The sequence below is a fragment of the Micromonospora sp. LOL_024 genome (assembly GCF_048060415.1).
Classification (GTDB): Bacteria; Actinomycetota; Actinomycetes; order Mycobacteriales; family Micromonosporaceae; genus Micromonospora.
In genome coordinates this window covers 25,002-40,433 of the sequence record NZ_JBHMIS010000008.1, presented here as the reverse complement: position 1 = coordinate 40,433, position 15,432 = coordinate 25,002, and the positions used below count along the sequence as shown (strand labels likewise).

General features: G+C 70.4%; 12 protein-coding genes. 6 read left to right on the top strand and 6 right to left on the bottom strand.

Annotation, left to right across the window (positions count from 1 at the left end; genetic code table 11):
* The first annotated feature begins 145 nt into the window (after positions 1-145).
* The 3 genes from ppc (at position 146) to ACFHWY_RS11685 (ending at position 7,626) form a co-directional block, all read left to right on the top strand.
* The gene (ppc, locus tag ACFHWY_RS11695) at positions 146-2,932 is read left to right on the top strand and encodes a phosphoenolpyruvate carboxylase (RefSeq protein ID WP_416580176.1); all 2,787 of its coding nucleotides are present in this window, start codon (positions 146-148) and stop codon (positions 2,930-2,932) included.
* A 99-nt stretch (positions 2,933-3,031) separates the two neighbouring features.
* Positions 3,032-4,201, top strand: a complete 1,170-nt coding sequence (locus tag ACFHWY_RS11690) for a DNA recombination protein RmuC (RefSeq protein ID WP_416580175.1) — start codon at positions 3,032-3,034, stop codon at positions 4,199-4,201.
* Between the two features lie 158 nt (positions 4,202-4,359).
* Positions 4,360-7,626, top strand: coding sequence for a S8 family serine peptidase (locus tag ACFHWY_RS11685; protein ID WP_416580174.1), 3,267 nt, complete (start codon positions 4,360-4,362; stop codon positions 7,624-7,626).
* Between the two features lie 101 nt (positions 7,627-7,727).
* On the opposite strand, the gene ACFHWY_RS11680 is transcribed toward ACFHWY_RS11685, so the two are convergent.
* From ACFHWY_RS11680 to ACFHWY_RS11670, 3 genes are all read right to left on the bottom strand, one after another.
* A complete protein-coding gene (locus ACFHWY_RS11680) occupies positions 7,728-8,582 on the bottom strand; it encodes a hypothetical protein (protein WP_416580173.1) in 855 nt (284 codons plus the stop codon).
* Between the two features lie 71 nt (positions 8,583-8,653).
* Positions 8,654-9,112 (bottom strand): hypothetical protein, encoded by a 459-nt coding sequence (locus ACFHWY_RS11675; RefSeq protein ID WP_416580172.1) that lies wholly within the window; start codon positions 9,110-9,112, stop codon positions 8,654-8,656.
* Between the two features lie 46 nt (positions 9,113-9,158).
* Positions 9,159-10,148, bottom strand: coding sequence for a 4-hydroxy-3-methylbut-2-enyl diphosphate reductase (locus ACFHWY_RS11670; RefSeq protein ID WP_416580171.1), 990 nt, complete (start codon positions 10,146-10,148; stop codon positions 9,159-9,161).
* 190 nt (positions 10,149-10,338) lie between these two features.
* On the opposite strand from ACFHWY_RS11670, the gene xseA reads away from it, so the two are divergent.
* Positions 10,339-11,577, top strand: coding sequence for an exodeoxyribonuclease VII large subunit (gene xseA / locus ACFHWY_RS11665; RefSeq protein ID WP_416580170.1), 1,239 nt, complete (start codon positions 10,339-10,341; stop codon positions 11,575-11,577).
* A 124-nt stretch (positions 11,578-11,701) separates the two neighbouring features.
* Positions 11,702-11,923 carry an exodeoxyribonuclease VII small subunit gene (locus ACFHWY_RS11660; RefSeq protein WP_416580169.1) on the top strand — a complete coding sequence of 74 codons (222 nt, stop codon included), beginning with the start codon at positions 11,702-11,704 and terminating at the stop codon, positions 11,921-11,923.
* A 140-nt stretch (positions 11,924-12,063) separates the two neighbouring features.
* Here ACFHWY_RS11660 and ACFHWY_RS11655 read toward each other — a convergent pair whose 3' ends face one another.
* The 3 genes from ACFHWY_RS11655 to ACFHWY_RS11645 all read right to left on the bottom strand — a co-directional run bounded on the left by ACFHWY_RS11655 (position 12,064) and on the right by ACFHWY_RS11645 (position 14,237).
* Positions 12,064-12,234 (bottom strand): hypothetical protein, encoded by a 171-nt coding sequence (locus ACFHWY_RS11655; RefSeq protein ID WP_416580168.1) that lies wholly within the window; start codon positions 12,232-12,234, stop codon positions 12,064-12,066.
* A gap of 430 nt (positions 12,235-12,664) precedes the next feature.
* A complete protein-coding gene (locus ACFHWY_RS11650; protein ID WP_416580167.1) occupies positions 12,665-13,468 on the bottom strand; it encodes a hypothetical protein in 804 nt (267 codons plus the stop codon).
* 100 nt (positions 13,469-13,568) lie between these two features.
* Entirely contained in the window at positions 13,569-14,237 is a 669-nt protein-coding gene (locus ACFHWY_RS11645) for a DUF4245 domain-containing protein (RefSeq protein WP_416580166.1), read from the bottom strand.
* A gap of 143 nt (positions 14,238-14,380) precedes the next feature.
* Here ACFHWY_RS11645 and glpX point away from each other — a divergent pair, with 143 nt between their 5' ends.
* Positions 14,381-15,412 (top strand): class II fructose-bisphosphatase, encoded by a 1,032-nt coding sequence (glpX, locus tag ACFHWY_RS11640; RefSeq protein WP_416580165.1) that lies wholly within the window; start codon positions 14,381-14,383, stop codon positions 15,410-15,412.
* The last annotated feature ends 20 nt before the right edge of the window (positions 15,413-15,432 follow it).

The window sequence follows — 15,432 nt, the reverse complement described above, 5'->3', positions numbered from 1 at the left end:
GCCTCACATCCGGCCGCCACCGTCAACGCCCTCGGGACATGATGAAGGCGACAACCCGGGGCCCCTCCTTCTGGGCGGGTGCACGTGGATACGATCGGGGAAGTCGGACAGCGCTGTCCTTCGTACTTGACGTGAGGAGCGCATGGTGACCGACCAGCATGATCATGACGGCCCCGACGCCGCCCTGCGCGCCGACATCCGCCGCCTGGGCACGCTGCTCGGGCAGACGCTGGCCCGCCAGGAGGGGCGTCCCCTGCTCGACCTCGTCGAGGAGATCCGCGCCCAGGTCCGCACCGACGCCCCGGCCGCCGCCCGGCGACTCGGCGGACTCGATGTGACCACCGGCACCAAGCTGGCCCGCGCCTTCTCCACCTACTTTCACCTGGCCAACATCACCGAGCAGGTACACCGGGCCCGTGACCTGCGCCGCCGCCGCGCTATCCAGGGCGGCTGGCTGGACCAGGCGGCCAAGATGATCGCCGAGCGGGGGGTGCCGGCCGAGGAGATCGCGTCGGTGGCCCGCCGGCTGGCGGTACGCCCGGTCTTCACCGCCCATCCGACCGAGGCGGCCCGCCGGTCGATCCTGTCCAAGCTGCGGGCAATCGCCGACGAACTGGACGCCGAGACCGCCAACGCGATCCTCTACGGCGCCAGCGACGAGGGCCCGGCGAACCGGCGGCTGGCCGAGCTGCTCGACCTGATGTGGCAGACCGACGAGCTGCGGCTGGACCGGCCGGACCCGACCGACGAGGCCCGCAACGCCATCTACTACCTGCGCGACCTGTACGCGGAGGCGGCCCCGCAGGTGCTCGACGACCTCGCCGAGACGCTGCGTACCCTCGGCGTCGAGACCTCGCCGACGGCCCGGCCGCTGACCTTCGGCACCTGGATCGGCGGTGACCGGGACGGCAATCCGTTCGTCACCCCGACGGTGACCCGCGAGGTGCTGGCCATCCAGCACGAGCACGGGCTGACCGCCACCGAGGCGGCGATGGAAGAGCTGATCAACGAGGTGTCGGTGTCCCGCCGGCTGCGCGGAGTGTCGCTCGACCTCTCCGCCAGCCTCGCCGCCGACCTCGACGCGCTGCCCGAGGTGGCGGCCCGGTTCCGGCGGGTCAACGCCGAGGAGCCGTACCGACTCAAGGCCCGCTGTGTTCGCGCCAAGCTCGCGAACACCCGGGCCCGACTGCGGCAGGACACCCCGCACGTGCCGGGGCGGGACTACCGCGGCTCGGCCGAGCTGATCGCCGACCTGGACCTGCTGCGCGCCTCGCTGGCCCGCAACTCCGGTCAGCTCACCGCCGTCGGCCGGCTCGCCTCGACCATCCGTACCGTCTCAGCGTTCGGCCTGCATCTGGCGACCATGGACGTCCGCGAGCACGCCGAGAAGCACCACGAGGTGCTCGCCCAGTTCTACCGGGCGGTGGGTGAGGTCGACGACTACCCCTCGTTGACCCGGCTGGAGCGCGCCAAGCTGCTCGCCGACGAGTTGACCGGTCGCCGTCCGCTGTCGACAGCGGACACGCCGCTGACCCCGTCGGCCCGCAAGACGTTCGACGTGTTCGGCACCATCCGCGACACGCAGGACCGGTTCGGCTCCGAGGTGATCGAGTCGTACATCATCTCGATGACCCTCGGTGTGGACGACGTGCTCGCCGCGGTGGTGCTCGCCCGCGAGGCCGGGCTGGTCGACGTGCACACCGGCCGGGCCCGGATCGGCCTGGTGCCGCTGCTGGAGACGCCGGCCGAGCTGAAGTCCGGTGGTGAGCTGCTCGACGAGCTGCTGTCGTTGCCGGCGTACCGGGCGCTGGTGGCGGCCCGGGGTGACGTGCAGGAGGTGATGCTCGGTTACTCCGACTCGAACAAGGAGGCCGGCATCACCACCAGCCAGTGGTCCATCCACCGCGCCCAACGCTCGCTGCGGGACGTGGCCGCCCGACACGGCGTGCAGCTACGGCTGTTCCACGGCCGGGGCGGCACGGTCGGCCGCGGTGGCGGCCCCACCCACGAGGCGATCCTGGCCCAGCCGTACGGCACGCTCGACGGCGCGATCAAGGTGACCGAGCAGGGCGAGGTCATCTCCGACAAGTACACGCTACCCGCGCTGGCCCGGGAGAACCTGGAGCTGAGCGTGGCCGCCGTGCTCCAGTCGACGCTGCTGCACACCGCGCCCCGGCAGCCCGCCGAGATGCTGGAGCGCTGGGACGCGACGATGGACGTGGTGTCGGAGTCAGCGTTCCGGTCGTACCGGTCACTGGTGGAGGATCCGGACCTGCCCGCGTACTTCTGGGCGTCCACCCCGACGGAACTGCTCGGCGCGCTGAACATCGGTTCCCGGCCAGCGAAGCGACCCGACACCGGTGCCGGGTTGTCCGGGCTGCGTGCCATTCCCTGGGTCTTCGGCTGGACCCAGACCCGGCAGATCGTGCCCGGTTGGTTCGGGGTGGGCGCCGGCCTCGCCGCCGCCCGGGAGGCCGGGCTGGCCGATGTACTGGCCGAGATGCACCGCAACTGGCACTTCTTCCGCACGTTCCTGTCGAACGTGGAGATGATGCTGACCAAGACCGACCTAGGCATCGCCCGCCGGTACGTGGAGACCCTGGTGCCGAAGAAGTTGCACCCGATTTTCGACAAGATCGAGCAGGAGTACGAGCTGACCCGGCGGGAGGTCCTCGCAGTCACCGACTCACCGGACCTACTGGAGAACTCCCCGGTGCTGCAACGCACCCTCGCGGTACGCGACACCTACCTGGAGCCGCTGCACCACCTTCAGGTGGCGCTGCTGCGGCAGTACCGCGACTCCGGTGCCGCCGGGCGGGCGGTGGCCACCGCGCCCGGCGGGCGGCGCGCACCCAGTGACGGCACGGCGCTCGAACGCGCCCTGCTCACCACGGTCAACGGCATCGCCGCCGGCATGCGCAACACCGGCTGAGGATAGGGAAGGCTGGCACCGGCGAGACAGCCAACTCGGCCGGCGAGGCGCGGGTACCCGTCGAGGCGCGAGCGGCTCATCTTTGGCAAGCTCGTGAGGATGGAGCTCTCGACCCTCGCGGTTGTCGTCGTCTGCCTCGGTGCCGGCGGCGCGGTCGGCTGGTTCGCCGCCCGGGCCCGCTCGGCGACTGAGATCGCCCGGCTGGACGCCACGCTGCACGCCACCCGCGAGGGCGAGGGGCGGCTGGAGCAGTCGATGCGGGCGTTGAACTACGAGGCGACGGCACAGTCCCAGGAGGCGGTGGCCCGGGCGGTGGCCCCGTTGCACGAGACCCTGCGCCGTTACGAGCAGCGGGTGTCCGAGCTGGAGCGGGACCGGGTCGACGCTTACTCCGAGCTGCGCGAACAGGTCCGCTCGATGAGCGTGGTCTCCGGTGAGCTGCGCACCGAGACGAAACAGCTGGTGGCGGCGTTGCGGGCGCCGCAGGTACGCGGCCGGTGGGGCGAGCACCAGTTGCGCCGGATCGTCGAGGCCGCCGGCATGCTGGAGCACTGCGACTTCTCCGAACAGGTCACCGCCGCCACCGACGACCAGACGGTACGCCCCGACCTGGTGGTCAGGCTGCACGGCGGGCGTAGCGTGGTGGTGGACGCCAAGGCGCCGTTCGACGCGTACCTCACCGCGATGGAGGCGCGTGACGAACGCGGCCGGGACACCCAGCTCGACGCGCACGCGAGGCACCTTCGGGCGCACGTCGACGCGCTGGCTGCCAAGTCGTACTGGGCGGCGTTCGAGTCCACACCGGAGTTCGTGGTGCTCTTCGTGCCGGCTGACACCTTCCTCGACGTCGCCCTGCAACGCGACCCGACGCTGCTGGAGCACGCGTTCACCCGCAACGTGGTGTTGGCGACCCCGGCCACCCTGGTCGCCCTGCTGCGTACGGTGGCCTGGTCGTGGCGGCAGGAGCACCTGACCCGCAACGCGATGGCCGTGCACACGCTGGCGCGGGAACTGTACGGACGGTTGTCGACGCTCGGTGACCATGTCGGCAAGCTCGGCGCCTCGCTCGGCGGTGCGGTGACGGCGTACAACCGGGCGGTGGGGTCGTTGGAGGCGCGGGTGCTGGTGAGCGCCCGCAAGTTGGCCGAACTGGGGGTGTCGGATCAGGAACTGACAACACCGGGTCAGGTGGAGTTGGCGCCCCGGCAGCCCCAAGCGCCGGAACTGGTGGCGGAGTCCACATCAGATGGTCGAACTCGGTCGAACTGACAACACCTTTACCACCTTCGATGTGACAATGAGCGTCTCGCATATCACGAGATGGTCACAACGTACCTGCCGGTAGTGACATTGACCGTCGACACCGCGAAGGATGCGCTCACGCGCGCCCTGCATCTGAGGGCCCTGTTCTCTGGAGGAAAGAGAACGTGAGTAAACCCCGAAACCTGAGCCGGCGTACCTCCGCTGCGCTCTTCGCCTCGGTCATGGCGGCCAGCGCCGTGACCGTGGCAGGCGGTGCCGCCACCGCGAGCGCCGCTCCTGCCGGATCCGACGCCGCGCAGGCCACCCCCGCCGAGGCGCTGGGCCAGCACGACGCCAAGCTACTCGCCGAGGCGGAGGCGAAGAAAACCCCTACCGTCACAATGATCGTCGCCACCGACAAGGGTAAGGCGAAGGAGGTCGCGGACGACCTCGCCGACCTGGGCGCGGCGGTAACCGAACGCTACGACACCATCGGCTACGTGCTCGCCACAGTGCCGACCGGCAAGGCGCTCAAGGCTGCCGGGCTGCCCGGCGTCGCCGCCGTCGACCTGGACGAGAAGATCCAGCTGCCGGACCCGAAGCCCGAGGCCGTCCAGGGCGGCCAGAAGGCTGCCAAGCAGGGCAGCACGTTCAGCGGCCCGAGCGCCAAGACCCGCGCCGACAACCCCTACATGCCGACGAACGAGACCGGCGCGGTCAAGTTCGTCAAGCAGCACAAGAAGTGGGACGGCCGCGGCGTCACCATCGGCATCATGGACTCCGGTGTGGACCTGGAGCACCCGGCACTACAGAAGACCACCACCGGCGAACGCAAGATCGTCGACTGGGTGACCGCGACCGACCCGTTCGAGGACGCCACCTGGCGGCCGATGATCAACCAGGTGACCGGTCCGTCCTTCACCCTGGCCGGTCGCACCTGGACCGCGCCGGCCGGCACCTACCGGTTCAACCTGTTCACCGAGAACATCACCGCCAACAGCGAGCCGGGCGGTGATGTCAACCGCGACGGTGACACCACCGACCAGTGGGGGATCCTTTTCGACCCCGCCACGAACAACAGCTGGGTCGACACCGACCAGGACGGCGACTTCACCGACGAGGCCGTGATGCGGCCGTACAAGGAGAAGTTCGACGTCGGCTACTTCGGCACCGACAACCCGGCGACTCCGGTCACCGAACGGATGTCGTTCGTCGTCGAGTACCGCAAGAACGTCAATACCACTCCGGTCGGCGGACCGGGCCTGGTCGACTACGTCAACATCGGCATCATCGAGGGCGCGCACGGCACGCACGTCGCCGGCATCACCGCCGCCAACGACATGCTGGGCAACAGCGCGTTCGACGGCGCCGCACCCGGAGCCAAGATCGTCTCCTCCCGTGCCTGCTCCTGGGGCGGCGGCTGCACAGCCGCCGCGCTCACCACCGGCATGGCCGATCTGGTGATCAACCGCGGGGTCGACGTCATCAACATGTCGATCGGTGGCCTGCCGGCACTCAACGACGGCAACAACGCCCGCGCCACCCTCTACGACAACCTGATCACCACATACGGGGTGCAGATGTTCATCTCGGCCGGCAACTCCGGCCCGGGCGTGAACACCATCGGCGACCCGTCGGTGTCGAGCAACGTGGTCAGCGTCGCCGCCAGCGTCAGCAAGGACACCTGGCTGGCCAACTACGGCGCGGTGGTCAAGAAGAAGAACGCGCTGTTCAACTTCTCCTCACGCGGCCCGCGTGAGGACGGCGGCGCCAAGCCGAACATCGCCGCCCCCGGCTCGGCCATCTCCACCACCCCGGTCTGGCAGGCCGGCAGCCCGGTCGCCGAGGCCGGCTACGCGCTGCCGTCGGGTTACGGCATGTTCAACGGCACGTCGATGGCCTCGCCGCAGGCCGCCGGCGCCGCAGCGCTGCTGCTCTCGGCCGCCAGGGCCACCGACAAGGGCATCACCCCGGAGATGCTGCGCCGGGCGATCTACACCTCGGCCAAGCCGATCGCCGACACCCCCACCCAGGGGCAGGGCTACGGCATGTTCAACGTGTCGGGTGCCTGGAAGCTGCTCAAGAAGGGTGTGCAGACCCGCTCGTACACCTCCGACGCCCCGGTGTGCACGGTGCTCTCCGACCAGTTGGCCACCCCGAACCACGGCACCGGCCTCTACAATCGCTGCGGCTCCGCCGACGGCGGCCACAAGGTCAACCAGTCGAAGAAGTACCAGGTCAAGCTGGTGCGGACCAGCGGCCCGACAGGCAACGTCAGGCACAACGTCGGCCTGCGCGGCAACGACGGCACCTTCTCGGCGCCGAAGAAGGTCACGCTGCCGCTGAACAAGACGGTCACCATCACGGTCACCGCCAAGCCCAAGACCGCGGGCGCGCACGGCACGATCGTGACCGTCGACGACCCGGCCACCAGAACGATCGACTTCGAGTTCTCCGCCGTAGTGGTGGCCTCGAACGATGTCAGCAAGCCCAACTTCACCTACTCGGCGCAGGGCTCGGTCGATCGGAACAGCACCACGTCGTACTTCGTGACGGTTCCCCCGGGTGCCGGTGCGTTGCAGGTGAACCTCGGCGGCATCGCCACCGGGTCGCAGACCCGCTTCATCGCGATCAACCCGTGGGGCGTCCCGGTGGAGAGCACCTCCAGCCTGGCCTGCTTCACGAATCACATCAGCACGGTCGTCTGCAACGCGTTCGAGCGGGACTACCAGAACCCGCTGCCGGGCGTCTGGGAAATCGAGGTGGAGTCCCGGCGGACCTCGCCGTCGCTGAACAACCCGTACCAGATCACGGCACGGGTCCAGGGCGTAGCGGTCGAGCCGGCCGTGGTCGAGCTGCCGTCGGTCACCGCCGGCACCGCGACCCCGGTCACCTGGACGCTGAAGAACACCTTCGGTCCGGTCTCCGTGACCGGCCAGGGCGGTCCGCTGTCCAGCACGCACTCGGAGCGGCCGACCATCGTCGAGTACGCGACGCAGGAGTTCACCGTCGATGTGCCGGCGGGCGTCAGCAGCTTCACCGCCCGCATCGGTAACACGTCGAACGCCGGCGCCGACCTCGACCTGTTCGTCTACCGGGGCGGCAGCCTGATCGCCTACAACGCCGACGGTGACTCGGAGGAGTCTGTGACCCTGGCCAACCCGGCCGCGGGCACCTACACCGTCGTCGTCGAGGCGTACTCGGTCGACGGTGCCGGTGGCAGCACCGAGTACGACTACCGGGACTCATTCTCGTCCCCGGCGCTCGGCACCCTCTCGGCGTCGAGCAGCACCCTCGCCCTGGCCCACGGTGCCACCGGCACCATCTCGGGTACGGTGACGGCCCAGTCCGCCCCGTCCGCGGCCCGGGCGCTCTACGGTGAGCTGACCGTGGTGACCACCGAAGGCGCGGTCGTCGGCCGCGGCGAGGTCTCCATCGGCGCGGTGAACTGACACCCCGCACCACCAGGGAGCCCGTCTCCGGATCTTTCGGAGACGGGCTCCCGTCTGTCTACGACCGTTTCGAGGGCACGCCCACCAGACTCGCCCGCCTGCTACCGGACCGGCCCGACAGCCTCCGCCCGTTGCTCACGGCTCGCGCACAAACCCACCACCAGCAGCAGGTACGCGGTCAGCTCGGCGGCGACGGCCACCGCCACGCCCGGCGCGGCGAAACTCCCGCCGGAGTGAAACGTGAAGCTGAACAGGTAGCCGCGTTCCAGGGTGTGCAGCGGTAGCCACACGGTGCCGAGGACCCCGTCCAGCTGTGTCAGGGCGACCAGTGCCAGCAGGGCGGCACCCCCTGCGGCAAGCCGCCGCCGGTGCCCGGCCAGCAGGGCCACCAGGACGAGCGCGCCGACTACGAGCGCGAGGGGCGCCAGCACGGCCGGCACAAGTCGGGCCAGGTCCACACCGGACGGCCCGGCCGTACCGGGGCCTAGCCGCTCAGCCTCCCGCAACGTGAGGTGGATACCGACCAGCCGGACAGCCGTGTGACCGGTCACCAGCGCCACCGCCAACCCGGCCCCGACGAGGACGCCCCGACCCGGCCGGGCTTCACGCCGCCGCACGGTCAACATCAGCACCAGGACGACGACCAGGGCCGCCCAGCTCAGCCGGAGGCCGGTGACGAACTCCACGGTCGCGTCGACCGGGCCGGGCTTCATCATCTGCCGGTCCTGACGTTCGGCGACGGGCATCGTGGCCACCGCGTCGATGACCAGCACGGTGAGCGCCAGCGGTACCGCCCAGACGGGGAACGGCGCCCGGGCGGTCAGCGCGTACGCCGCCAGCAGCAACAGCGCGGCGACCTCAGCCTGACGCAGCAGCGGGACGCCGGTGCCGATGCCGACGACGTGGACGGCGGCCAGGAATCCGGCCGCCGCGGGGAGGACCGGTCGGTACCGCACTGAGGCATCCTGCCACCGTGCGGTGCCGGTGGTCATCCCTTGCCGTCGGTCGGTGGCGGCGCCAGGGCCGGTCAGCCGCGCTTGGCCGACGCCACCACGAACGGGGTGCCCTGCTGGCAGGTGGTCATCATGGTCGGGTCGGCGCGACCGGTCACCGTCACCGTCGCGCCGGCGGTGAGCACGTCGCGGGGCCCGCCGAGCAGCAGGTAGCCGTTCAGCAGCAGGCAGCCGGGCTCGACCCCGGAGTCGATCCGGCCGGTCAGGGTCACCTCGCCGGTCGTGGGTGGCTTTGTCGGGCTGCTCGGCCGGAGGGTCGGGGATGTCGGGTCCGTCGGGGATGTCGGGTCCACCGGGTCGGAGGGTGGGGGCGCGGATCCGGTCGGATCCGGGGTCGGCAGCTCGGTCACGGATGGCGCTCCCGTCGGGGTCAGGGTCGGGGTGGCGGAGCCGTCCCCCACGTCCTGACCGCCACAGGCGGCGAGCGCCGTGCAGACGATCAGCGCGGCGGCGACTTTCCGAAGGGTCCTCATGCCCAACTCTGACGCAGCGGGCCGGTCAACCGTTCCATCGGGCGGGTCAGCCCTGGGCCGCGGCAGCGGCCTTCATGTCGCGTTTGAGCTCCTGGGGCAGCGAGAAAGTGAGCCGCTCGTTGGCGGTCACCACCTCCTCCACGTCGGCGAAGCCGCGCTCGGCGAGGTACGCGAGCACCTCCCGGACCAACTCCTCCGGCACGCTGGCACCGGAGGTCAGGCCCACCGTACGCGCGTCGGCCAGCCAGGCATCGTCGATCTCGTGGGCGAAGTCGACCAGGTGCCCGGCGCGGGCGCCGGCGCCCAGCGCCACCTCCACCAGGCGCACCGAGTTGGAGGAGTTGCGCGAACCGACGACGATCACCACGTCGCACTCTGCCGCGATCTCCTTGATGACGTGCTGCCGGTTGCTGGTGGCGTAGCAGATGTCGTCGCTCGGCGGCGACTGGAGCATCGGCAGCCGCTTCTTGAGCCGGGCAACCGTCTCCATGGTCTCGTCCACCGACAGGGTCGTCTGCGACAGCCAGACCACCTTGTTCGGGTCGCGCACGGTGATCCGGTCGGCGTCCTCCGGGCCGTCCACCAGCTGGATGTGCGCCGGGGCCTCCCCGGCGGTGCCGATGACCTCCTCGTGGCCCTCGTGGCCGATGAGCAGGATGTCGTAGTCCTCGGCGGCGAACCGCTTCGCCTCGTGGTGCACCTTGGTTACCAACGGGCAGGTCGCGTCGATCGCCTTGAGCGAACGTTCCCTTGCCTGCTCGTAGACCTCGGGGGCCACACCGTGGGCGGAGAAGATCACCGTGGCGCCCTCGGGCACCTCCTCGTTCTCCTCCACGAAGATCGCGCCCTGCGCCTCCAGCGTCCCTACCACGTGCTTGTTGTGCACGATCTGCTTGCGCACGTAGATCGGGGCACCGTAGAGCTTCAGCGCCTCCTCGACGGTCTGCACCGCCCGGTCGACGCCCGCGCAGTACCCGCGGGGCTTGGCCAGGATCACGCGCTTGCCGGTCCGGGAAGTCCTCTGCGCCTCAGTCACCCGTTCATCGTACGTGCCGGGGCAGTCGGCGGCAGTGGCTGCGACCCGGACCACAGCTCCCGCCGCCCAGCCACCAGCCCCGTCGATCTAGGGCTGCATGTCGTTGCTGGAGATCGACTAACCACGTACGTCCCTAGATCGACCCGCAGGCGGACCGGGTAGGCGTCCGTCGCGACCGTAGGGTGGGTGGGTGGATTCTGGTACGGGCGGGAAGAGCAGCTCGGAGGAGCCGTGGCCGGTGCGGGTGGTCAGCCAGAAGGTCGGCGCCTGGGTCGCCCGGCTCGGCTGGGTGTGGGTGGACGGGCAGGTCGCGCAGATCAGCCGGCGGCCGGGCGCCAGCACCGTCTTCCTGACGCTGCGTGACCCGGCGGCCGACCTGAGCCTCACCGTCACCACCAACCGGGACGTGCTCGACTCCGGCGCACCGGAACTGCGTGAGGGCGCTCGCGTCGTGCTGCACGCCAAGCCGGAGTTCTACGCCGCCCGCGGGACGCTCAGCCTGCGCGCGGACGAGATCCGCCAGGTCGGGCTCGGAGAGTTGCTGGCCCGGCTGGAGAAGCTCAAGAAGCTGCTCGCCGCCGAGGGGTTGTTCGACCGGTCCCGCAAGCGCCGGCCTCCGTTCCTGCCGCAGCGGATCGGGCTGATAACCGGCCGGGCCAGCGCCGCCGAACGGGACGTGCTGACCAACGCCCGCCGGCGGTGGCCGGCCGTGGAGTTCCGGACGGTGAACGTGGCCGTCCAGGGCTCCGGCGCGGTCCCACAGATCGTGGACGCCCTCAAGGTGCTGGACGCCGATCCGAGCATCGACGTGATCATCCTCGCCAGGGGCGGGGGTGGCATCGAGGATCTGCTCCCCTTCTCCGACGAGGCGCTCTGCCGGGCCGTCTTCGCCTGCCGTACCCCGGTGGTCAGCGCGATCGGTCACGAGACAGACGCGCCGCTGGTCGACTACGTGGCTGACATCCGCGCATCCACCCCCACCGACGCGGCCAAGCGGGTGGTACCCGACCTGGCCGACGAGACACGCCTGATCAGCCAGGCCCGGCACCGCCTGCACCGGGCCGTGCACAATCTGGTTGACCGCGAGTCACACCGCATCGACGCGCTGCGCTCCCGGCCGGTGCTGGCCCGCCCACAGGTGATGGTCGAGCAGCGGGCGACCGACCTGGCCGCCCTACGCCAACGCGCCGGGCGCTGCCTGGACCACCGACTCAACGCCGCCGACGACGGCCTGCGGCACACCCTGGCCCGGCTGCGCGCGCTCTCACCGGCAGCCACCCTCGACCGCGGCTACGCGATCGTGCAGCGAGCCGACGGCCACGTCGTACGCGCGGCCACCGAGATCGCTCCCGGCGACCCGCTGCGGGTACGCCTCGCCGACGGTGAACTGTCCGCCACCGTCGAGGAACAGCCCTCACCCGTCGCCTAGGCCGATCTCGTTCGCGGGCAGGGCCCCGTGGTCAGCGCGGCGGGCCCGTTCCGCAGGTGGGCGGCGCCCTCGGAGGGCGGTGCGGTGGGCGGGGGTGTCGGTCGGTTGTGCTGAGATGGGTGCGATGACAGACGAGAAGACGAGCGGGTCGGACGAGCGGCTCAGCTACGAACAGGCCCGCGCCGAGCTGGCGTCGGTGGTGGAGCGGCTGGAGGCCGGCGGCACGTCGCTGGAGGAGTCACTGGCGTTGTGGGAACGCGGCGAGGTGTTGGCGGTCATCTGCCAGCGTTGGCTCGACGGTGCCCGCGCCCGCATCGACGGCGCCCGGCAGGACAACACCAGCTGACATCAGCCCGCGCCAGGGCAGGACCCAGCCGTCGCCGGGCAGCCCCACGGCCAGCGGTCCCGGACGGCCAGCACGGCGGAAGCCGCCAGAACCCCCGCCGCGATCCGCCGTCCTCGGTCGGGCGGGGCTGTCCGCCGTACTCAGTCGAATAGGTTGTACAGCTCCGGCGGTGCCTCGACGACCTGATCGGCCGTCGGTTTGGTCGCCGCGCCGCCCGTAAGGTCCAGATTAACCCAACTGTCCGGCTTCGCATGGACGAGGTCGAGGCTGATCGCCAGGTCGTCGGTCGGCTCGCCGAGGCGTACCCGCATCTCAGCGCTCCGGCTCGGCTGGTGGACCTGTCCTCGGCGACGGAGCCAGCACCGGACATGGTGAACCGGAAGTTGCCGTTGCTGATCTCTCGAGTGAAGTCCAGCATCACCCGCCTGGCGTCGCTGTCGACTCCCGACGCGGCACCGGAGGCGGTGGCGGTCGGCGTGGCGGTGGAGCCAGCGTCGCTGGTGGTGGCACAGGCGGGGACTCCGGGCGTGAACAGGGCGGCGGCCACGAGGCCGGCACCGGGTCGTCGAACGGTCATCGGTGTCTCCCAGCAGGGTCGCCGACGCATGTCGTGTCGGAGGCTCCCCCTTTCCTGTGCCCGCTGCACCGCCCGCGCAATCCTCCGGACCTCCACCTGAGGCCCGGTACACGAAAGGGGGTGGGCCGCGGCCCACCCCCTTTTTCGGCGCTTGCTGGTGCGACCTACTTGAACATCTCGTAGGTCTGCTCGCTCGCCTCGACGACCTGGTCAGCCGGCGGCTTCTGCACGGCGGTCGCGGCACCGTAGTCTGCGTAGGTGACCTTGAAGTCCTGCGCCTTGATCTCACCGGCCGCGGGCACGGACATGACCAGCTCGGTGAGCCGACCCTCGGCGTCCAGCTTCGCGCTGAACGGGATCGCCTTGGCCCTGTCGCCCAACGCCTTGAGCAGGTCCTCGTCGGCGGCGATCGAGTCCTGGACCGTGGAGAGGTCGAAGGTGCCGCTGTAGGCGCCCTCGCCGGTCTTCTGCACGTCGGTGAGGGCCTCGAACATCGCCGCGGCGTCGGCCGGGTCGGTGCCCTCCTTGAACACGTCCAGGCTCTTGGCCTCACTGGCCTTCGCGGCGTCGAGGTGCTGGTACTTGTCCTTGAACGCCTCCATCCCCGGAACGCCGGCGAACAGGTCACCCAGATCGACCTTCACCCACGTGTCGGGCTGGATCTGGATGAGGTCGAAATCCATGGTGAAGTCTTCGCCGCCCATGTTCATGGTCATCTGGGCGCTGTTGCTGGGCTTGTGGAGGGTGCCCTTGCCCGTCATCGAGTCGGCCGCGATGGTGAAGGTGAAGTTGCCGTCGGCCAGCCCCTTGGTGGAGGCGACCAGCGCCGCCTTGGGGTCTGCCGGAACGGCCGACTCGGGCGAGGAGCCCGTGGACGACGAGTCGGTAGCGCTGGAGTCGCAGGCGGCCAGGCCGGAAACGAGCAGCGTGGCGGCGATGACGCCCACGCTCCACCGTCGAATCTTCACAGATCGTTCTCTCTTCGAACAGGAGAGCCACACCGGTTCGGGCCGGCAGGCATCGAACCCGGGGAGCGTAGCGGATCCGGGCGACAACCTGGGGCGCCTTTCAGGCGACGGCGGTGGCGAACGCCCGCAGTTCGTTGTCCCGGGCGTCACCGACGACGATCACCGTACGCTCCGGCTGGAGCAGCACCAGCGCCTGCTCATTGCCGCGTGCCGTGTACCGCTGCCAGGTGCTGGTCCCGAGGTCGGTCTGCCCCTGCCGGCGCCCCTCGGCGGTCAACTCGGCCGGTAGCAGCCGTTCCGGCGGCACGTTGCTCTGCACCAGTTGCAGGCCACGCCCTTCCGGGGTGATGTAGCCCACGCGCAGGATCGCGCCGTCCTCGGCGGTGCGGTAGGCCGCGCGCACCGGCTTCCACCCGTCGCCCAGTCCGGCGGGCTCGCTGACCGGAAACACGCCAGCCGACTTCGCCTGGTCGAAGGCCGGTGCCGGGTCGACCGTGTTCGCCTCGTCCCCGCCGAGGAACCCCCGGTAGAAGGCGAGCAGCAGGGCGATCGGGATCAGCAGCACCAGCAGCGAGATCGCCATGTCCCGGGGCGATCGTGCTGACCTCTCGGCACCAGCCGCGCCCGGCGTCACCGCCTCTGCGGCCGGTAACGGCGGCTCCGGCCGTTGCGGGGGTATGTCCGACCCGTCAGCCCGGCCGGCGGTCGGCCGGTCACCGGTCGAGGGCTCGTCTGCGGGTGTGCGGTCGGCAGGCTGTGCGGGTTCCACCTCGCCATTCTCGCAGCCGCCCGACCGGCGGTATCCGGCCCATCACCGCCCCGCCCTGCCCCGGTGTCCGCCATCGTGTGAGGATCAGGAACAAAGCCGGCAACGCCGGCCCGCCCCGCACCGCCGCGAGGAGGAGCCGCTTCATGACGACCACCAGGACGCGAACCCCACAGAACCTCGACCGTAACCTCGCCCTCGACCTGGTACGGGTCACCGAGGCGGCGGCGATGGCTGCTGGCCGGTGGGTCGGCCGGGGTGACAAGGAGGGCGGCGACGGCGCCGCCGTCGACGCCATGCGCAAGCTGATCAACTCGATCCCGATGACGGGCATCGTGGTGATCGGCGAGGGTGAGAAGGACAACGCTCCGATGCTCTTCAACGGTGAAGAGGTCGGTGACGGCACCGGTCCGGCGGTGGACGTCGCGGTCGACCCGATCGACGGCACCACCCTGATGGCCAAGGGGATGCCGAACGCCCTCGCCGTGCTCGCGGTGGCCGAGCGCGGGGCGATGTTCGACCCGAGCGCCGTGTTCTACATGGACAAGCTCGCCGTCGGACCGAACTACGCGGACGTGGTGGACATCGACGCCGGCACCGCCGAGAACCTGCGGCGGATCGCGAAGGCCAAGGGCACCAGCATCTCCGAGGTCACCGTCTGCGTGCTCGACCGGCCCCGGCACGAGGAGCTGGTCGGTCAGATCCGTCGGGCCGGAGCTGGTATCCGCTTCATCTCCGACGGGGACATCGCCGGTGCCATCGCCGCGGCGCGCGACGAGTCGGAGGTGGACGTCCTGATGGGCATCGGCGGCACGCCGGAGGGGATCACCGCAGCCTGTGCCCTCAAGTGCATGGGCGGGATGCTACAGGCCAAGCTCTGGCCGCAGGACGAGGCCGAGCGGGAGAAGGCGCTCGCGGCGGGACACGACCTGGACCGGGTACTCACCACCGACGACCTGGTCACCGGGGACAACTGCTTTTTCGTGGCCACCGGCATCACCTCCGGTGACCTGCTGCGCGGGGTGCGGTACCGGGCCGGTGGGGCGTACACCCAGTCGATCGTGATGCGCTCCAAGAGCGGCACCATCCGCGTGATCGACTCGTACCACCGGTTGGAGAAGCTGGCGCTCTACTCGGCGGTGGACTTCGACGGCCGGCCGCTGGACGAGCAGGCTTGAGCGAGCGAACCACCAGGCAC